This window comes from Chryseobacterium sp. CCNWLW53 (genome assembly GCF_037083525.1).
Classification (GTDB): Bacteria; Bacteroidota; Bacteroidia; order Flavobacteriales; family Weeksellaceae; genus Chryseobacterium; species Chryseobacterium lathyri.
In genome coordinates this window covers 339,294-357,856 of record NZ_JBAOJR010000005.1, presented here as the reverse complement: position 1 = coordinate 357,856, position 18,563 = coordinate 339,294, and the positions used below count along the sequence as shown (strand labels likewise).

Annotated in this window: 16 protein-coding genes; 8 read left to right on the top strand and 8 right to left on the bottom strand. The window is 36.7% G+C overall.

Annotation, left to right across the window (positions count from 1 at the left end):
• Positions 1-68: 68 nt before the first annotated feature.
• The 4 genes from V6R96_RS17650 (at position 69) to V6R96_RS17635 (ending at position 4,896) form a co-directional block, all read left to right on the top strand.
• Entirely contained in the window at positions 69-686 is a 618-nt protein-coding gene (locus V6R96_RS17650) for a DUF1684 domain-containing protein (RefSeq protein WP_111959135.1), read from the top strand.
• A gap of 4 nt (positions 687-690) precedes the next feature.
• Positions 691-1,164 carry a GNAT family N-acetyltransferase gene (locus V6R96_RS17645; protein ID WP_336379749.1) on the top strand — a complete coding sequence of 158 codons (474 nt, stop codon included), beginning with the start codon at positions 691-693 and terminating at the stop codon, positions 1,162-1,164.
• A 73-nt stretch (positions 1,165-1,237) separates the two neighbouring features.
• Complete coding sequence (locus V6R96_RS17640; protein ID WP_336379748.1) at positions 1,238-2,047, top strand: glucose 1-dehydrogenase; 810 nt, start codon at positions 1,238-1,240, stop codon at positions 2,045-2,047.
• 191 nt (positions 2,048-2,238) lie between these two features.
• On the top strand, positions 2,239-4,896 hold the full coding sequence (locus V6R96_RS17635) for an MGH1-like glycoside hydrolase domain-containing protein (RefSeq protein WP_336379747.1): 2,658 nt from the start codon (positions 2,239-2,241) through the stop codon (positions 4,894-4,896).
• 32 nt (positions 4,897-4,928) lie between these two features.
• Here the strand turns inward: V6R96_RS17635 and recO are convergent, their stop codons facing one another.
• From recO to V6R96_RS17615, 4 genes are read right to left on the bottom strand one after another with little or no spacing between them, the layout of a single operon-like run.
• On the bottom strand, positions 4,929-5,615 hold the full coding sequence (recO, locus tag V6R96_RS17630; RefSeq protein ID WP_336379746.1) for a DNA repair protein RecO: 687 nt from the start codon (positions 5,613-5,615) through the stop codon (positions 4,929-4,931).
• Entirely contained in the window at positions 5,615-7,873 is a 2,259-nt protein-coding gene (locus tag V6R96_RS17625; RefSeq protein ID WP_336379745.1) for a hypothetical protein, read from the bottom strand. Before V6R96_RS17625 ends, recO begins: the two co-directional genes overlap by 1 nt.
• 1 nt (position 7,874) lies before the next feature.
• Positions 7,875-8,825: a bifunctional UDP-sugar hydrolase/5'-nucleotidase gene (locus V6R96_RS17620; RefSeq protein ID WP_111959145.1), complete on the bottom strand. Its 951-nt coding sequence runs from the start codon at positions 8,823-8,825 to the stop codon at positions 7,875-7,877.
• Positions 8,825-9,583, bottom strand: a complete 759-nt coding sequence (locus V6R96_RS17615; RefSeq protein ID WP_336379744.1) for a 5'-nucleotidase — start codon at positions 9,581-9,583, stop codon at positions 8,825-8,827. The genes V6R96_RS17620 and V6R96_RS17615 overlap by 1 nt, the downstream gene beginning before the upstream one ends.
• A 194-nt stretch (positions 9,584-9,777) precedes the next feature.
• On the opposite strand from V6R96_RS17615, the gene dapA reads away from it, so the two are divergent.
• The 4 genes from dapA (at position 9,778) to V6R96_RS17595 (ending at position 12,635) form a co-directional block, all read left to right on the top strand.
• Complete coding sequence (dapA, locus tag V6R96_RS17610; RefSeq protein WP_223558408.1) at positions 9,778-10,650, top strand: 4-hydroxy-tetrahydrodipicolinate synthase; 873 nt, start codon at positions 9,778-9,780, stop codon at positions 10,648-10,650.
• A 167-nt stretch (positions 10,651-10,817) separates the two neighbouring features.
• Positions 10,818-11,321, top strand: coding sequence for a GNAT family N-acetyltransferase (locus V6R96_RS17605; RefSeq protein ID WP_336379743.1), 504 nt, complete (start codon positions 10,818-10,820; stop codon positions 11,319-11,321).
• Between the two features lie 293 nt (positions 11,322-11,614).
• Positions 11,615-12,196 carry an AraC family transcriptional regulator gene (locus V6R96_RS17600; RefSeq protein ID WP_111959152.1) on the top strand — a complete coding sequence of 194 codons (582 nt, stop codon included), beginning with the start codon at positions 11,615-11,617 and terminating at the stop codon, positions 12,194-12,196.
• A complete protein-coding gene (locus tag V6R96_RS17595) occupies positions 12,189-12,635 on the top strand; it encodes a response regulator (protein ID WP_111959154.1) in 447 nt (148 codons plus the stop codon). Before V6R96_RS17600 ends, V6R96_RS17595 begins: the two co-directional genes overlap by 8 nt.
• Positions 12,636-13,229: 594 nt before the next feature.
• Here V6R96_RS17595 and recG read toward each other — a convergent pair.
• The 4 genes from recG to V6R96_RS17575 all read right to left on the bottom strand — a co-directional run bounded on the left by recG (position 13,230) and on the right by V6R96_RS17575 (position 18,534).
• Positions 13,230-15,314, bottom strand: a complete 2,085-nt coding sequence (gene recG / locus V6R96_RS17590) for an ATP-dependent DNA helicase RecG (protein WP_336379742.1) — start codon at positions 15,312-15,314, stop codon at positions 13,230-13,232.
• Positions 15,315-15,430: 116 nt separating this feature from the next.
• Entirely contained in the window at positions 15,431-15,964 is a 534-nt protein-coding gene (locus tag V6R96_RS17585; protein WP_336379741.1) for a thioredoxin fold domain-containing protein, read from the bottom strand.
• A 41-nt stretch (positions 15,965-16,005) separates the two neighbouring features.
• Positions 16,006-17,517 (bottom strand): peptide MFS transporter, encoded by a 1,512-nt coding sequence (locus V6R96_RS17580; RefSeq protein ID WP_336379740.1) that lies wholly within the window; start codon positions 17,515-17,517, stop codon positions 16,006-16,008.
• 21 nt (positions 17,518-17,538) lie between these two features.
• Positions 17,539-18,534: a PDDEXK nuclease domain-containing protein gene (locus V6R96_RS17575; RefSeq protein ID WP_336379739.1), complete on the bottom strand. Its 996-nt coding sequence runs from the start codon at positions 18,532-18,534 to the stop codon at positions 17,539-17,541.
• Between the last annotated feature and the right edge of the window lie 29 nt (positions 18,535-18,563).

The window sequence follows — 18,563 nt, the reverse complement described above, 5'->3', positions numbered from 1 at the left end:
TTTATTATAATTTTAACTTTTCATGCCATGGAAAATTCATAGTTTTACTCATAGTTTTTGAAAAAATCATGAAAAAATATATTTTACTGTTCCTGCTGTTTCCGCTTTTTATCTTTTCTCAAAAAATGGTCTCAAAAGAGATCATGGAAATCAGAAAGTTTCAGGAAGATCTCAATGCAGAATATCTTAACCCAAAGGAAACGCCTTTGCGTGGAGATAACTTTACCAATTTTAAAGGGCATCCGTTCTTTCCGGTAGATTTAAAATATATGGTCACCGCTAAATTTAGTAAAACAAAAAATGCCAGACCTTTTGAGCTTCCAACTTCTTCCGGTAAAACGAAATCTTATAAGGAATATGGAAAAGCAACATTTCAGCTGGACGGAAAGTCCTATACACTGACCTTGTATCAAAGCCTTGATCTGATTAAGCAGAAAAAATATAAAGACTATTTATTTCTACCCTTCCGGGACGCTACCAACGAAAAAGAAACCTACGGTGGCGGAAAATATATGGATCTGAAGATTCCAAAGGGAAATACTATTATCCTGGATTTCAATCAATCCTATCAGCCTTACTGTGCGTACAATGCCTACGATTACAACTGTCCGATCGTTCCTGAGGAAAATAAGCTTCCGGTTGAGATCAGAGCCGGTGTAATGTATCAGGATATTTATCATCATTAAGAATATGGTCAGATTAGAGTTTTTTAAAGAACCCGATTTCACGGAACTTGATTATGCTCTGGATGAAAATCAGGAGCAGTATACTTCAACGGTAAAAAAAGCTTTGGATAGGATAAAAGAGAGGAATGATGGTAAAGCATTCGCCGTTACCATTTTTGAAAATGAAAAACCTGCAGGTTTTTTTGTCCTGGATTTCGGGGAAGATAAGCTGGATCTTACAGACAACGAAAAATCTGTTTTACTAAGATCTTTGTCTATAAATCCTGGCTTACAGGGAAAAGGAATCGGGAAAGAAGCCATGCAGAAAGTGGATGGATTTGTCAAAGAAAATTTTCCGGATTGTGATGAAATTGTTCTTGCGGTTAATCAGAAAAATGTTTCAGCATATCATATCTACCTGAAAGCAGGTTATCTGTACGACGGTAAAACCAGAATGGGAAGAAGCGGTCCCCAGTACCTGATGTATAAAAAATTTTAAGAAAATTTTAAATTCAAAAATTCCATCCTGCTGAATTGTTTCCATAACTTTGAGTAACATCAAATCATAAAATATGGAAATATCACTTCGTAATCAGGTAGCTGTCGTTACAGGAGCCTCCAGCGGAATAGGTTCAGGAATTGCAAAATCTCTGGCTTCTGCGGGGGCGATGGTTATTGTCAATCATTCTTCAGAAAGATCAACAGATGAGGCACAGGCTGTCTTAAAAGAAATTACAGATGCAGGCGGAAACGGAATCACTTACCAATGTGATGTCTCCAAAGAAGATCAGGTCATCAAAATGTTTCAGGATACCGTATCACAATTCGGAACGGTAGACATTCTGATCAATAATGCCGGAATTCAAAAAGACTCGAAATTTACTGAAATGACCCTCGACCAGTGGAATGCAGTGATAGGAGTGAATCTTACCGGACAGTTTCTCTGCGCACGCGAAGCCATAAAAGAATTTCTGCGTCGTGGTATAGATCCGTCCCGTTCCATTGCCTGCGGAAAAATCATTCATATAAGTTCGGTACATGAAATTATTCCTTGGGCAGGCCATGCCAATTATGCAGCCAGTAAAGGAGCCATAAGAATGCTGATGCAAACCCTTGCACAGGAATATGGAGCAGATAAGATCCGTGTCAATTCTATCTGTCCCGGTGCTATTCAGACACCGATCAATAAAGATGCTTGGAGTACTCCTGAAGCTTTGAGTTCACTGCTTAATCTTATCCCTTACAACAGAATCGGGCAGCCACAGGATATCGGAAACTTAACTGCCTTTTTAGCAAGTGACCTGGCAGATTACATCACGGGAACCAGCATTTTTGTAGATGGCGGAATGACTACTTTCGAAAGCTTTTCTACAGGAGGGTAGACGCGGTGCAGGCTTCGGGGTTTGAGAGCATGAGAGTTTTAGGGTTTGAGAGTGAAATGGTTGCTAGTTTGCTTGTTGTTAGTAATTAAAGTTTTTATTTTAATAGTTTGAAAATCTGACGTCTCACGTCTTAAGTCTTTCCTCTTTATTCTTATCTCTATTCATCAATAAATTTTACAAAAAAACTACACATGTCCGAAAAACAACGACTTTCAGAAATATTATGGAAGAAATGGGGTCCTTATGTCAGCAACCGTGAGTGGGGACTGGTCCGTGAAGATTACAGCGAAACAGGGGATGCATGGAATTATACTACTCATGATACTGCAGAAGCCAAAAACTATCGTTGGGGTGAAGAGGGTATTTGCGGGATCTGTGACGACCTTCAGCAGTTGGTTTTTTCTATAGGATTCTGGAATAAAAAAGATAAAATGGTGAAAGAGCGTTTCTTTGGTCTTACCAACGGACAGGGAAACCATGGGGAAGATGTAAAAGAATATTTTTATTATCTGGATTCCACACCTACTCATTCTTATATGAAGATGCTGTACAAATATCCTCAGAATGCTTTCCCTTATGAAGATCTTTTAAAAGTCAATGCAGAAAGAAATAAGAATGAACCGGAATATGAACTGATTGATACAGGAATCTTTGATCAGAATGAATATTTTGATCTCTTTATTGAATATGCTAAAGAAAGTGAGCATGATATTTTGATCAGGCTTACAATAATCAACAAATCTCAGAATGAAGCTCCTATTGTCATACTGCCGACATTTTGGTTCAGGAATACCTGGAAATGGGGTTATGATAGCTATAAGCCACAACTGGGCAGCGAAGATGCGCGGCATATTTCGGTTAACCACAAAAATATTGAAATCAAAAATGTATATGCCAGGCAGTCTCTGAAGACCCTGTTTTGTGATAATGAAACCAATACCGAAAAACTTTATCAGTCGGCCAACGAATCAAAATACTGTAAGGATGGAATCAATGATTTTGTTATTAATGGAAATTCCCAGTCCGTAAATCCCCAGAGTACCGGAACTAAGGCTTCTTTTCTTCTTGATGAAATCCTGCAAGCCAGAGAAACAAGAACTTTTGAATTCAGAATGACGGATAAGGACTTAAAAGATCCATTTGCTGATTTTGAAGATATTTTTGATCTGAGGAAAAAAGAAGCGGATGAGTTTTATGCTGAAATTCAGAAAGGTATAGACTCAGAAGATGAAAAATTGGTCCAACGGCAGGCTTTTGCCGGAATGCTCTGGAACAAAATGTTTTATCACTATAATGTAGAAAAGTGGCTGAAAGGAGATCCTGCAGAAATGCCGCCTCCAAAATCCCGAGAGAAGATCAGAAATTTTGAATGGAAGCACCTTAATAATGAACATATCATTTCTATGCCCGATAAGTGGGAATATCCGTGGTATGCGACATGGGATCTGGCATTTCATACGATCAGTTTTTCGTTAATTGACCCGGATTTTGCAAAGTACCAGTTGAAACTTTTCCTGTTTGAATGGTATATGCATCCTAACGGACAGCTTCCTGCCTATGAATGGAATTTCAGCGATGTGAATCCTCCGGTTCATGCTTGGGCGGTTTTTAGGGTTTTTAAAATTGATGAATATATCAAAGGGAAACCTGATATTGAATTCCTGGAAAGTGCATTTCAGAAGCTGCTCATGAATTTTACATGGTGGGTCAACAAAAAAGACAATAATGGCAATAATATTTTTGAAGGAGGCTTTTTAGGTCTTGATAATATCGGAGTTTTTGACCGAAACACAACGCTGCCGAATGGTGAGCAGCTGGAACAATCGGACGGAACAAGCTGGATGGCCATGTTTGCCCTGAATATGATGAGAATTGCTCTTGAGCTGGCACTGTATAACAATGTGTATGAAGAAATGGCGATGAAGTTTTTTGAGCACTTCCTTTCCATTGCCAATTCACTGGATAATATGGGGGATGAGGATTTCAGTCTTTGGGATCAGGAAGATGAATTTTTCTATGATGCTATTTCTTCCAGTGATGGCAATCATATGTATTTAAGATTGAGAACTATCGTGGGATTGATACCTATGTTTGCCGTAGAGGTAATTGATGATGAAATGATCGAAAATCTGCCCAATTTTAAAAAGAGAATGAAATGGGTTCTTGAAAATAAACCGGAACTGGCTTCCCTGGTATCAAGATGGGAAGTGAAGGGACAGGATTCCAAACATCTTCTGTCGCTGTTGCGTGGCCATCGGTTAAAAAGGCTGCTCAAAAGAATGCTGAATCCTGAAGAGTTTTTAAGCGAGTATGGAGTGCGGGCATTGTCGAAAGAATATGAACAGAATCCCTATACCTTGAATTTGAACGGAGCGGATTATTGTGTAAAATATACTCCTGCGGAAAGTGACAGCAGTCTTTTTGGGGGAAACAGCAATTGGCGCGGACCAATCTGGTTTCCAATCAATTTTCTGATTATTGAGAGTCTTCAGCGGTTTTTCTTCTATTACAGCCCCGATTTTCTGGTGGAATATCCTACCGGAAGCGGAAACTATTCCAACCTGGACCAGATTGCAGATGAGTTAAGTAAAAGGCTATCTAAAATTTTTTTAATGGATGAAAACGGAAAACGTCCGGTCAACGGCCAGTATGAAAGATTTCAGACTGATCCGGATTTTAAAGACTATATTTTATTCTACGAATATTTTCATGGGGATAATGGAAGAGGAGTAGGAGCTTCCCATCAAACAGGATGGACGGGCCTTATTGCAAAGATTCTGCAGCCAAGATTCTCCAAAAAAGAAATAGCAGAATCTGAAACGGAAATGCCTGAAGAGGCAAAGGGATAATGGCTGGGAGTTCAACATTCCTTACCTTCAGACTATTCAAAAATCTGTTGGATAACCTCCAGCGATGTCGGTATTTTAAAGTCTGTAATATGATAATGGTAATAGACCAGAAGACTATCCAAAAAATCTTTTCTTAATGAGGGGTGTATCTTTGTTGCATAAAGATTTTCTGAGCAGATGGCTGTTTTCCAGATGGCTGATATTTCTTCGGTAAACAACTGATGAGAAGGAGTTACAGAGAATGTTCCTGTCTCGGGATCTAAATATTGGCCGTCATTGATCAAAGGAGCTACTCCCTGAATTTTCAATACCGTAATTAAGAAAAGAAGATGGCACTGATAATTTTTGCCGGCCAGTTCATTGACAAATTCATCGATACTGAAAAATAGATTTGGATTTTTATTTTCGTGTCTTAAAACCTGATTCAGAAAGTCTGAGATGAAGAATATGACTGTATTGGCTTTGATATCCATATACATATCATAGTTCTTTACCAACTCAAATCTTGAGACTGAAGGAATTCCGTTACCTCTTACAGGATTAATGGTAAAGCTGAGCATACTCAAAGGCTGAAGCAGAGCTTTCTTTTTATTTCTTTTGGAATAAATCCCCTTTACGAAATAGGTCTGAAAGCCTTCGTCTTCTGTAAAACAATGCAGAACTGCATCATTTTCACCGTATTTTATGAATGATAATAAAAATCCGTTTTGTGAATTCATTAATTAACCACAGCTATTTTTGCAGTAGCTTTATCTGAACCGTCTTCATTGGTCATCAATACAAAATAAATACCTGAAGCTACCCTGTTCCCTTTCATGTTGTTAAGATCCCATTCATAATAACCTCCTCTGGCTACTGCAGAATGTATTACATTTCCTGCCGCATCAGCAATTCTGATATTTGTTTTTTCTGCAAGCCCTTTAATAGTAACTTTTCCTTTAAAGTTTGAATAGACTACAGGATTAGGATAGACTACCACATTCCCGAAGTTGGCAGTCACATCTGCTACATCCCCCTGATAAGCTACAATACCGTTAAACGTTACAAAATATACTTTTCCTGTTTTTCTGTCTACCTTTATATCGGTAACGGAATTGGTTGGAAGAGGGGAGTTTTCTTTTGTAAAATGTTTTATAGTCTGCTGTCCGTCGGAAGAAAGGTAATATACACCACCACCGTCTATAGAAATCCATTTATAATCTCCGGCGTCTACTTCTATCTGCTGTATTTGGGCATCTCTGAAAAGTTCTTCTCCAAGTCCGCCCTGTTCTATGATGATAGGTTCCACCTTCGGATCCGGATTTTTTATTCCTGTAGCAGCATTGGGCAATATTCTTAAGCCGCTGTCGGTGCCGATCCAGGCATCCCCTGATTTACTAAAAGCTACTGATAAGCTTCCTCTTGCATTTCCTGCGAATCCGTTGGTATCTTGTAATATGTAATCAGTGTCATCAGAAAGATTGGTCGCGTTTTTATAATCGTAAACTATAAAATTATTGCTTCTCGGGGTTGGGATCCACAGCATATTTTCATAGTAGACAGGAGTTTGTATACCATCACTTGTTATTCCGAATTTTTTTATCACAAAATCATCAGTTCCCCTATCATAGATTCCAATGGACGGACTTCCATCGTTGAAGCCAAAAGAAACAAAAAGATTATTTTGATTATCATGTGCAAATCCTACAGGACGACGGTAATACATACTTGGTGCTCCTAAATCATAATACTTTACTAAATCAAAATCTTTATTGCCAGTATTGTATTTCATTTTATATACACCTTGTGAACCTACTGTATAATTGGTGAAAAAGACTTCACTGTTGTCAGAAGGATTCATTACAGCATCCAGGACATTGATTGGAGCGGAAGTTGTTGAAAAAAAAGATGATCGAAGCCACTCTGATCCGTTAAAATAATAAAATCCGGGTTTTTTAGGATTATCTCCTGGCTGATTGTATCTGTTCAGTCTTGATCCGGAAGACACCAGCATTTGATTATTGTCATACAGATTGATCTTGTATGAAGAATTTGAATATGGACCTGATGGTTTATAAGTAGTACCATTTTCTTCCTTTATTCCCGACAGTATTGTTCCGCCGTATACCTTTCCGTTAGCTGTTATGGCTGTGTTGCAATCTTCCCCCATACTTACAGCGCCTAAAGATACTCCGTTTAGTCCGAATGTATATATTCTGCTGTCTGTTACTATAATGTTGCTTGAATTGATAACAATATCCTGGATGTTTCCGAAACTTGCCGGAAGCGGAGTGCCCGTACCGTTATTGTAGATAAATGCTGAGGTGGCGGATGAAAATATAAGAGAGGATTCAGCGTCAATATGTTTATAAGATCCGGGGATTTCTGTCGACCAGGTAGAGAATACCGGAAATGTAGTGTTCATTTCGTGGCTTTTAAGGCCGGTATTGGTTACAGAATATACTTTGTTTCCAAATAGGGTTGCTTCGTTGCTGGCTTCATATACACCACCGGTTACAAAGAATGCAGAATCTCCGAATTCTTTTTTGTTAATGTTAAATATAGAAACTCCATAGCCTACTGATACTACAGCCTGATCCCCTGTAATTGAAATATGATTGATCCTTTTGCTTCCGTTATAGCCGGTTGCGATAGGAATATCAACAATATATTTGATCTCCTGCGGGGTAATCACATCCATAGAACCGTTTGCATATCCTATTACACCTATTTTAGTTTGTGGATTATAGTCGAAGGCGGATATATTAACGTCATGGAGTCCGTTAGCTTTTGACAGCTTGGTCATCTCTCCGGTTGAAATGGTATAGTAAAATATCCCGTTTTCAGTAGCGGCAATTATTTTCCCATTGTCTTCTTTCATAGCCAAGACATTGTTATAAGAAAAAAGATCCGTCCATTTTTTTGACGAAATCACCTGCGCATTCACGAACTGCAGGGATGCTAAAATACCAAGAGAGATTAAAGAGAGTTTTTTCATATTATACGGTTATGCTGCTGTCTATGATCTGGTTGTTCCAGGAAATATGCTTTACATTTTTATTTGCATCAAAGTAAAAGTCTATTCTGCCAAGAAGAAGACCTGCCCATCCTACCTGATTTACCAGAACATTTTTACCCTGTCTGTTGGTAAACGTCTGCGGTTCAGGTAAAAAAGTATGGGTATGCCCACCCAGGATAATATCAATATTTTCTGTTTTGGCAGCCAGAATTTTGTCGCTTACTTTATTGGGTTCATCTTTATAATCATAGCCGATATGAGAAAGGCAGATCAAAAGATCACATTTTTGTTCGTTTTTCAGAAAATTGGAATAATGTTGTGCTACATCTACAGGATCTGAATATACGGTTTCACCATACTGCTTCTTGCCCACAAGGCCGTCCAGCTGAATACCTACTCCGAAAATTCCGACTTTTATTCCATTTTTATTAAAAATCTTATACTGTGAGGTCTTTCCATCCAGAACTGTATTTTTAAAATCATAGTTTGAACAGATAAATGGAAATTTTGCATTAGGAAGAACTTTCAGGAAACCGTCCAGGCTATTGTCAAAATCATGATTTCCCATTGTTGAAGCATCATACTTCATCATAGACATCAGCTTAAATTCCAGTTCGCCCCCAAAGAAATTAAAATAAGGAGTGCCCTGAAAAATATCACCGGAATCCAGAAGAAGAACATTGCTTTCCTGGCTTCTGATCTGCTGTATCAAGCTTGCCCTTCTTGCAAATCCTCCCTGATTGGGATTTTTGGTATAGCTTGCGTCAAAAGGTTCTATTCTGCTATGTTGATCGTTGGTATGAAGAATGGTGAGTTTATTTTCAGATTGAAAAGGATTGAATTTCAATTCTTCTGCCATCATCATATTGGGAGCTAAAGCTGCTGCTAAAGATCCGCTACCTATTACTTTTAAAAAACTTTTTCTATCCATTATTTCTTACCGATAAAATTTAAACGAACATCTGTATTCGGAACTACCTCAGACGTTTTTCTGAAATATTCAATGAAAAGATCCCTTAATCTGATTCCTGTAGAAATAGATTCCCCTTTGGAAAAGAATTTCATATTATCTCCGCCAAGTGCCAGATAATCTGAAGTAGCGATATAATAATCCTGATCAGGATTTACTGGCTTCCCATTAATCTGGGATTTGGTAAGCTGCCCGTTATTGGTTTCAATATATAAATGAGAAACAGGATTATTGACCTGAGTTTTTGCATAATAATCAAAAAGTCCCTGCAGATCCGATCCTTTCATTTTTACAATGATCACTTCATTTTCGAAAGGCATTACTTCAAAAACACTTTTCAGAAGAATATCTCCTTTTCCAATTGTAGTACGTATTCCGCCGATATTGATCAGAGCAGCATCTACACTTTTATTAAGATTCTTTTTCGTCCATGCATCGGCACCTTCAAAGGTATAGTCGGCCAAAAGATTGCCCAGATTACTGTTATCACCCTGTTTTGTAAGATCTATACTGGTGTGGGAGATCTTTTGATTCATCTCTTTGTCCAGTTTTTGCTTATAGGGTTCAATAACTTTTACAAACTCCTCATCATTCTTCAGCTCATTATTAATAGAAATGTTTTTCTGAGGCTGAACTTGTGCCAACTGCAGTGTAGATGCTGTTTTGCAGGCAGTAAGTGTGGCCAGAGCAATTCCTAATAACAAGAATTTATTTTTCATATGTTGCAAATTATTTTTTTAAAGGTCATATGTAATCACCATTAATTATAGTGTTTTTGTAAACAACTTCGATCATAGCGATGTCATAATATCTTTTAGTATATGCAAATATAATTATATGTATAATAAAACATTATTATTTATTATAAATTCTTATCGTAAATTATTAAATTTGAAAAAAATAATTCTAACAGATGAGCATTTTAAAAGGAGTAGGTGTTGCGTTGGTAACACCCTTTAATGAAGATTTATCCGTTGATTTCGATAGTTTAACAAAACTTGTTGAGTATAATATCGAAAACGGAACCAATTATTTGGTTGTTTTGGGAACTACAGCAGAAGCTGCAACACTTTCTGAAGAGGAGAAGAAACAGGTAATTGAGCATATCATTAAGGTTAATAATAAACGTCTCCCCCTGGTTTTGGGAATTGGCGGAAATAATACTCTTGAAGTAAAGAAACAGATTGAAGAAGCAGATCTTTCTGCATTTGATGCCGTACTTTCGGTATCTCCATATTACAATAAACCTAATCAGGAAGGCCTTTACCAGCACTATAAAATGCTGGCATCTACCGGAAAAAATATTATTATTTACAATGTTCCGTCAAGAACAGGTCAGAATGTTGAGGCTGATACCACTATTCGTTTGGCCAATGAATTCCCGAATCTATTCATGATCAAAGAAGCGGCACCCAATATTCTTCAGTATTTTGATATTTTGAGAAAGAAACCTGAAGGATTTTCATTGGTTTCCGGAGATGATGAATATACCCTTCCTGTGACTTTAGCGGGAGGAGACGGAGTAATCTCTGTAATAGGGCAGGGGTATCCGAAAGAATTTTCTACCATGGTCCAGCTGGCCTTTGATGGAAAAGTGAAGGAAGCTTATGATATTCATAATAAGCTGGTAGAAATTACAAGACTGATTTTTGCAGAAGGAAATCCTTGCGGAATCAAGGTAATTCTTACAGAAAAAGGAATTATTAAAAACTATCTGAGACTTCCTTTAGTTCCTGCTTCAGAAGGTCTTTACGCGAAAATTAAAGCTGAAATGGCGAAAATTTAAAAAAGTCAATTGGTAAAATGTGAATGGTGAATTAGCTTCGCAAGTGAATCGTCAATTTTTAGTTTAATTAAAAATTCACCATTGACAATTCACTATTGACTATTTACCATTAACAATAAAATAACAGGTGAAAAGTTCCGGCTTTTCACTTTTTTTAATCAAAAAATATGAAATTAACAGCAGCAACAGAAAAGGATATTCCGTTGATACGGAATTTGGCCAAAAGATCATGGGAAAGCGCTTATACGGGAATTATTTCTCAGGAACAAATAGATTATATGTTGGAGAAGATGTATTCAGAAGAAGAAATTCTCAGTCAGCTTCAGAATCCGGATTATCATTATTACCTGATTTTTGATGAGGGTAATAGTTCTTTTGAAGGCTTTATCGGTTATGAGAATAATTATGAAGTGGGAACTACAAAACTTCACCGTATTTATCTGGTGCCGGAAAGCAAAGGAAAAGGATTTGGAAAAGAGACATTGAATTTTTTGAAAGATAGAGTTTCTGAAAGCGGAGATGAAAGGATTATTTTAAATGTTAATAAAGAAAACTCTGCTAAAAAATTCTATGAATCTCAAGGGTATAAAGTATATGATGAGGTGGTTTTGGATATAGGCGATAATTATTTTATGGATGATTATTTAATGGAATATGTATTTCACAAATAATTGACTTAAAATTCTGTAACATTTAATTTTAATTCTATAACAAGTGATGTTTTTTTTTATTCCATCTTTGTAACAGAACCAAATCACTTTCAATAATACATTCATATGCTTGGTTTTGAGCTTTTGCAGCTTTTTATCAGTATATTTTTTTCATCCTTAGTGTTTAATTCCTGTATTCAATATGCAGGAGTTTTTCTTTTTTTATATATTATGTTAAAAATTAATAATCTATTTCACTTTTAAATGAAATAAATTATTATATTTACTTCGAAATTTGACACACTTATATCAGGATGAAAATGTATGTAAAATTTGATTTCAATGCTCTCTGCAAGAAAGTGTTGGATGAGAAGCTAAAAGAGCACGGGCTAAAATACCGCCTGCTGAACTTTGGTGAAGTGGAGTTCTATGAACCCATTACCCAGGAGCAGCATAATCTTTTTAAGAAAAATCTTAAAGATTACGGCATAGAGATTATTGAAAGCCAGAAAACGGCTTTAGTACAGAAAATAAAAGATGCGATTGTAGAGCTTGTTTTCTCTGAAAACGCTGTTCCTGTTAAAGCATCTATTTATATTGCTGAAAAGCTGAACCACAGTTATGGATATCTTTCCAATCTTTTTTCTGAGGTTGCCTACACCTCAATAGAAAACTTCATCATCCTTCAGAAAATAGAGTATGCCAAGGAGCTGATTCTGGATAATAAGCAGAGCCTGACAGAGATTGCCCATAAACTGAATTATTCAAGTGTGGCTCATTTGAGCACCCAATTCAAAAATACAACCGGCATCACACCTTCTCAATTTCATAAAACCATTATAAAAAGAAGGGAAAACCAAAGTATTAATATAAATTCAAAAACGCTGTATGAATAAAGAATATCTGAATGTAATCACAGTAGATGATGATGAGGGTAATATTATATTCTTTAAAAATATTTTCAGAGATTTAAAGATAGGGGTGAAATCACAGTTTTTCTCGGACGGAGATGATCTTATGAAATATTTGAGCAGCAATGGTGCAATTATTCCTGAAGTAATATTCATTAAGTATGATATTTCAGGGAAAAGCTGTATGGAATGCCTGAGAGAAATTAAAATAAATCATGGATTCAGCAACATCATAATTGCAGTATATGCCGGCCAGATTTCCGAAAACGAAACAGAAGAAATCTTCGTTAACGGAGGCAATATTTTTATGAGAAAACCTGAGACTTATGATGGTCTTAAAAAATCACTTACAGAAATTATTACCGTAAACTGGCAGTATCATTCTTCAGGTCTGAACAAAGATAATTTTATTATGAAAGTATGATGGATAAAGGTTTTATGATGTTAATTTTTTAAATAAGTGATAATATTCAGCGCATACTATTCACATAAAAGTGAAAATTGTATAATTAATAATTAAAATAATATAATAAGAATTCCACGCAATATCATCAATTTTGTAAATGTAAACTTTGGAACACAAATTAGCTATATAAAAAAGCAATGGATGGTAGAAAATAGATTATTTCATTTAGAAAGTAAGATATAAGTCACAATGTTAGTTTAACAAAATGAATTATGTTTATTTCCAGCTATAAAGCATAGAAGATCTTTAAACAAAACGGTACAATCATGAAAACTTAAGAGAGTTGAAGGGTATTTATTCGTTTCATTCCCACTCCTTCAACTTGAAACAGTTAGTTTTTATAATAAGCAAGTTGGAAAAATAATTCATTTTGTTTTTTTAATTTATTTTAATAGTCAGGGCTGAGAATTTAAATACCTATAAATATTTTCAAACCAAATCAGATATTAGTTCCTACTATTAAAATAAATTTTTTAAGCAGACTAAAAGTAATTTCTTCTAAATAACAGTTTTATAAGGGGGCCGCGGAGAGATTTTCTTTTCGCGGTTTTTTTATGAAATTTTGCTCCACTTATTCTTTCCCCTGTAGTGTTTCAGGTAATAATTTTTGATGATCAGATTGTCTGGATTTATCAGATGTGGATCTGCCTCCAGGATTTTATCAACTGTATTTTTTGTGGTTTTTATAATGGCGGAATCATTCACAAGATCAAGTCTTTTAAAATCTACAACGCCGCTCTGCTGTGTTCCCAGGATATCTCCGGGACCTCTGAGCTGCATATCCACTTCAGAAATCTTGAATCCATCATTAGTTTCCGTCATCGTTTTGATGCGGGTTCTGCTTTCCTTCGATAATTTATCAGAAGTCATAAGTATGCAGTAGCTCTGCTCTGCTCCTCTCCCAACACGCCCCCGAAGCTGGTGAAGCTGCGAAAGCCCGAATCTTTCTGAGCTTTCTATCACCATTACAGAAGCATTAGGAACGTTAACCCCTACTTCAATCACGGTGGTAGCTACCATAATCTCAGCTTTACCCGAGGCAAAATAATTCATGGCGATATCTTTTTCAGCAGGTTTCATTTTACCGTGCAGCATTGTGGTATTGTAATCGGAGAATGCATTCATCACATGATCGAGCCCTTCCATCAGATTTTTATAATCCAAAGTTTCTGATTCCTCAATTAACGGATATACAAAATAAACTTGTCTTCCTTTTTTTATTTCGTCCCTGCAGAAATTATACACATACGTTCTGTCTTTCTCACGTCGGTGGGCAGTAATGATAGGCTTTCTTCCCATAGGCATTTCATCAATCACGGAGACATCCAGGTCAGAGTAAAAGCTCATTGCCAGGGTCCTTGGGATAGGAGTTGCCGTCATCACCAGAATATGCGGAGGAATTCTATTTTTTGCCCATAATTTTGCCCTTTGCGCGACACCAAACCTGTGCTGCTCATCAATGATAGCCAGTCCAAGGTTTTTAAATCTCACTTTATCTTCCAGAACCGCGTGCGTTCCTACCAATATCGATAATGTTCCGTTTTCCAGCTCTTCGTGGATGACCTTTCTCTCTGAAGTTTTGGTGGAACCCGTCAGAAGACGGATATTGATCCCTGTTTCTGTTAAAAGGTCTTTAATTCCATTATAATGCTGCTGTGCAAGGATTTCAGTAGGAGCCATTATGCAACTCTGAAAACCATTATCCATAGCAATCAGCATGGTAAGCAATGCAACCATGGTTTTTCCGGATCCCACATCACCTTGGAGAAGCCTGTTCATCTGAATAGGCCTTTTCATGTCCAGCCGGATTTCCTTTAAAACTCTTTTCTGTGCATTGGTAAGATCAAAAGGGATATGATGATTATAAAAACCATTAAAATGGTCACCCACAACAGGAAATGGATTTCCCGGTGAATGGGTTTTATGATGAAGCTTTTTGAGGGCATACCCTAATTGAAAAAAGAAGGACTCTTCAAACTTCAGTCTGTTATCAGCTTTTTCAAAATGTTTCATATCCTTTGGAAAATGAATATTTAAAAAAGTATGCTGCCTTGATAAAAACTTAAATGCTTTCATCATATAATCAGGGAAATTTTCTTCAATAAGGTTGGGGATCTCTTTGCAGATATTCCTTAAGACAACCTGGAAAAATCTTTGATTCAAACCTCTTTTAGTGAGCTTTTCAGAACTTGGATAAATAGGTTTCAGCCGGGTGTCGCTTTCTTTATTTTCCACGGCTTCAATTTCCGGATGAGGCATGGAGAACTGACGATTAAAAACATTGATCTTCCCGAAAATATAAACTTCACGGTTGATCGGAATCTGTTCTTTCAGCCATTTTGAATACTGAAACCATACCAGATCCATCGTTCCGGTATCATCATTGAATTTTGCAGAAAGTCTTTTTACCTTCCCGGTCTGAATTTCCTGTACCTGTGTGATTCTTCCTTTAAGCTGTAACTCAATACTACTTTCCTCGAGTTGAGAAATTTTAAATACTTTACTTTTATCCAGATAACGGATAGGGTAGAAGTTCAGAAGGTCGTCAACGGTTGACAGGCCCAACACATTCTTGATGAGTTTGGCTCTTTCGGGACCTATGCCTTTTACATATTCTATAGAAGTATCTAAAGTCATTTTAAAAATGAGCCCTAATTTCGGGAAAATAGGCTTAAGATTAAAATTTTTTACCGAAAATATTGAGCTTAAAATCAAAAAAAGCGGCTCTCAATTTTTGAAAGCCGCTGTATAGTTTAATCTTTGATTTTGGATTTAAATTTTTTCTGGTAATCTTCCCACTGTTCCCTGGTACGGATCTTTTTGAAGAGATCTTTCGAAATAAATTCCAAATAAGGTTCAAGTTCTTTGGCTGACAATTCTCCCTGAAGGATTGTGATAGGTCCGCCTTTCTCGTCCAGAAATACAGTACTTGGAACAGCGCCGACGTTCATATATTGGGTGAATTCGTGCAAAGAATTCCTTCCTTTTTTATGTTCAGTATTATCATTGGAAAATGTTCTTCCGAAAACATTAATAGATTGTTTTTCTTCAGCATTAAATTTTACCGGATAGTAATTCTCATTTAAGATTTTGGCGATAATTTCGTGACCGTATGTTTTTTTATCCATGATTTTGCATGGCCCGCACCAGTCGGCATAAAAATCGATCAGGATTTTTTTTGGATTCTCCTTTTGAGCCTTTAAAGCTTCTTCAATAGTCATCCATTTTATCTGAGCAAAGCTAAAGCTTACTAAAAATAAGAGTATTATGCTTATAATTTTTTTCATAATTTGATATTTGCGTAAAAATAAGCATAATATAGCTTATTCTATTTTACACCCTGCATTAATTTTTTTACGAACGGAGATATCAAAATTAATACCACACCGGCAATTACCGCGTATAATCCCAATTGTTTATATCCATCAGTATAAGTGATCAAAGCATCATAGTTAGTAGATCCCTCTTTTGCTGTAGCAAGTCCGGCACCGATAATCCCGGCAACATACTGTCCGTAAGCTGAGGCCAGGAACCACATTCCCATCATCATTCCCTGAAGGTTTTTGGTAGAAAGTTTAGTCATAATAGACAATCCTATTGGTGACAGGCATAATTCTCCAAGAGTGATGATCAATAATGCCAACGTGAAAAAATTCAGCGATGTTATTCCCTGAAGGTCCGCAAAAAGTCTTGTTGCAAATAAAACATAATACCCGATTCCCAGAAAAATAAATCCTAATCCAAATTTAACGATAGTATTGGGTTCAATTTTTCTTTTATTCAGCCATATCCATAGAAGCCCGATAAGCGGCGCAAGGAAAATAATAAAAAAGGCTCCTCCTGAGTTATTTACACCGTTCGGATCTAATCCAAGAAGGTCTTTATTCAGATTTTTAGCTGCAAAAATACTTAATGACCCACCACTTTGCTCGTAGATTCCCCAGAATAGGATCGAGAAAATAATGAAAACTAAAGCTGCCCAAAGTTTTTTACGCTCTGATGCGGTTACTTTTGACATTTCATAGAATAGGTAGATCAGTGTCAAAGGCCCGATGGTCCACATAAAATAATCTGTATATTCCGTTTTGGCAACCATCTTCATGATAATTGGTACGAAAATAAGAGATAAAATATAAACTCCATATTCTTTCCATTTTGGGATTGGAGCAGCTTTTACTTCTGCCAAAGGATGCCCTGGCTGAAGACCTATTGTTCCCATTCTTTTCTGAGTGAAAATGAAATTGATAAGGCTTATTACCATTACCACGGAGGCCAGACCGAAAGCGACGTTCCATCTCATGGCTTCTGAAATAATACCGCTTAGAATTTCTCCTTTACCGATAGCGATACATAAATAACCACCCAATAAAGCTCCCAGATTGATTCCCGCGTAAAAAAGAGAAAAACCTGCATCTGCTCTTGAATCATTAGGTTTGTAAAGCTGTCCAACCATAGATGAAATATTCGGTTTGAAGAAACCTGTTCCTACCACAGTGAATGCAATTCCTAAGAAAAAGAATTTGTGTGGATCAGTTGCCAGAATCAAGCTTCCAACGATCATCAGTAGCCCGCCCCAAAAGAGAGATTTCCTGAATCCGAGGATTTTATCTGCAAAAAGGCCGCCCACGAAAGTAAAGGCATATACGAATGCCTGGGTAGCACCGTATTGAAGGTTAGCTTCTTTTTCATGGAAATTAAGCTGGGAGATCATAAAGAAAACCAGCATTCCGCGCATTCCGTAAAAACAGAAACGCTCCCACATTTCAGAGAAAAACAGGCTCCAGATCTGTCTGGGGTATTTTCCTTTGAAATTTTGTATTTCATCTAGAGTTAAGCTCATAATTGTATATGATTGTTTTAATTAGGGTTGTTTATTGTTGTTTTGGTCCAGTTCAAAACGGATTCTGTCCTGGTCTATGATTTCTTTTAATTCTTCTTCTTTTGGAAGGTAGAGGAGGTATTTGCTCGCAAAGAGATTGTTTTTGTCATTCAGAACGGAATATTTTACAATGGTTTCGTCTTTTTCTGAACACAGTAAAATTCCTATCGTCGGATTATCACCTTCTCCGCGTTTCAGATCATCATACATTCGTACATACATATCAATCTGTCCGATGTCCTGATGGGAGAGTTCTCCGGTTTTAAGGTCAATAATGACAAAGCATTTCAGAATATAATTGTAAAAAACAAGGTCGATATAAAAATCGGATGTATCTGTAGAAATATGCTGTTGTCTTGCTACAAAAGCAAATCCTTTCCCGAATTCCAGAAGAAACTTCTGAATATGATCAATGATGGCGGTTTCAATTTCTTTTTCAGAAAATTTTTGATCCGGTGTTAAACCTAAGAATTCAAAAATGTAAGGGTCTTTTAAAACACTGTGGATATTTTCTGCCGGGGATTTTTTATGTTCCAGAACTCTTTCGTAGGCAAGTGAATTGATTTGTCTTTTCAAATCCCGGTAATTCCAGTTATTCTGAACAGCTTCATTGATGTAATAATTCATTTTATGAGGGTGATCAAGTCTTATCACCAATCTGTAATGGGTCCAGCTCAATTCGTGACGCAATGCGTCACAAATTGGAAATGCCTGATAAAAAGACCGCATATTTCTTAGATTACTCTCATCAAAGCCCTTTCCAAACTCCAGAGAAAGTTTTTTAGAAAGATTTTTTAAGGTTTTCTTTCCGTATTCGGCGCGTTCTTTTCCCTGCTGTTCATCTTCTACGATCAGTTTTCCGATCTGCCAGTAGGTGAGCAGTAAAGTAGAATTCGCGATCCGAAACACTTTTTCGCGCGACTGCCTAATAATTTCCTTTACGGATTGAAATAAAGAATCTTCGGAAATTTCCATCATACGAAAATAAAAAAAACCTCTGACTTTGC

Coding starts and splice junctions, on each gene's coding strand:
- V6R96_RS17625 (WP_336379745.1), bottom strand. CDS start 7,873: ATGAAAAAACTCTCTTTAATCTCTCTTGGTATTTTAGCATCCCTGCAG.
- V6R96_RS17595 (WP_111959154.1), top strand. CDS start 12,189: ATGAATAAAGAATATCTGAATGTAATCACAGTAGATGATGATGAGGGT.
- V6R96_RS17575 (WP_336379739.1), bottom strand. CDS start 18,534: ATGATGGAAATTTCCGAAGATTCTTTATTTCAATCCGTAAAGGAAATT.
- V6R96_RS17650 (WP_111959135.1), top strand. CDS start 69: ATGAAAAAATATATTTTACTGTTCCTGCTGTTTCCGCTTTTTATCTTT.
- dapA (WP_223558408.1), top strand. CDS start 9,778: ATGAGCATTTTAAAAGGAGTAGGTGTTGCGTTGGTAACACCCTTTAAT.
- V6R96_RS17620 (WP_111959145.1), bottom strand. CDS start 8,825: ATGGATAGAAAAAGTTTTTTAAAAGTAATAGGTAGCGGATCTTTAGCA.
- V6R96_RS17635 (WP_336379747.1), top strand. CDS start 2,239: ATGTCCGAAAAACAACGACTTTCAGAAATATTATGGAAGAAATGGGGT.
- V6R96_RS17580 (WP_336379740.1), bottom strand. CDS start 17,517: ATGAGCTTAACTCTAGATGAAATACAAAATTTCAAAGGAAAATACCCC.
- V6R96_RS17585 (WP_336379741.1), bottom strand. CDS start 15,964: ATGAAAAAAATTATAAGCATAATACTCTTATTTTTAGTAAGCTTTAGC.
- V6R96_RS17640 (WP_336379748.1), top strand. CDS start 1,238: ATGGAAATATCACTTCGTAATCAGGTAGCTGTCGTTACAGGAGCCTCC.
- recO (WP_336379746.1), bottom strand. CDS start 5,615: ATGAATTCACAAAACGGATTTTTATTATCATTCATAAAATACGGTGAA.
- V6R96_RS17600 (WP_111959152.1), top strand. CDS start 11,615: ATGAAAATGTATGTAAAATTTGATTTCAATGCTCTCTGCAAGAAAGTG.
- V6R96_RS17615 (WP_336379744.1), bottom strand. CDS start 9,583: ATGAAAAATAAATTCTTGTTATTAGGAATTGCTCTGGCCACACTTACT.
- V6R96_RS17645 (WP_336379749.1), top strand. CDS start 691: ATGGTCAGATTAGAGTTTTTTAAAGAACCCGATTTCACGGAACTTGAT.
- recG (WP_336379742.1), bottom strand. CDS start 15,314: ATGACTTTAGATACTTCTATAGAATATGTAAAAGGCATAGGTCCCGAA.
- V6R96_RS17605 (WP_336379743.1), top strand. CDS start 10,818: ATGAAATTAACAGCAGCAACAGAAAAGGATATTCCGTTGATACGGAAT.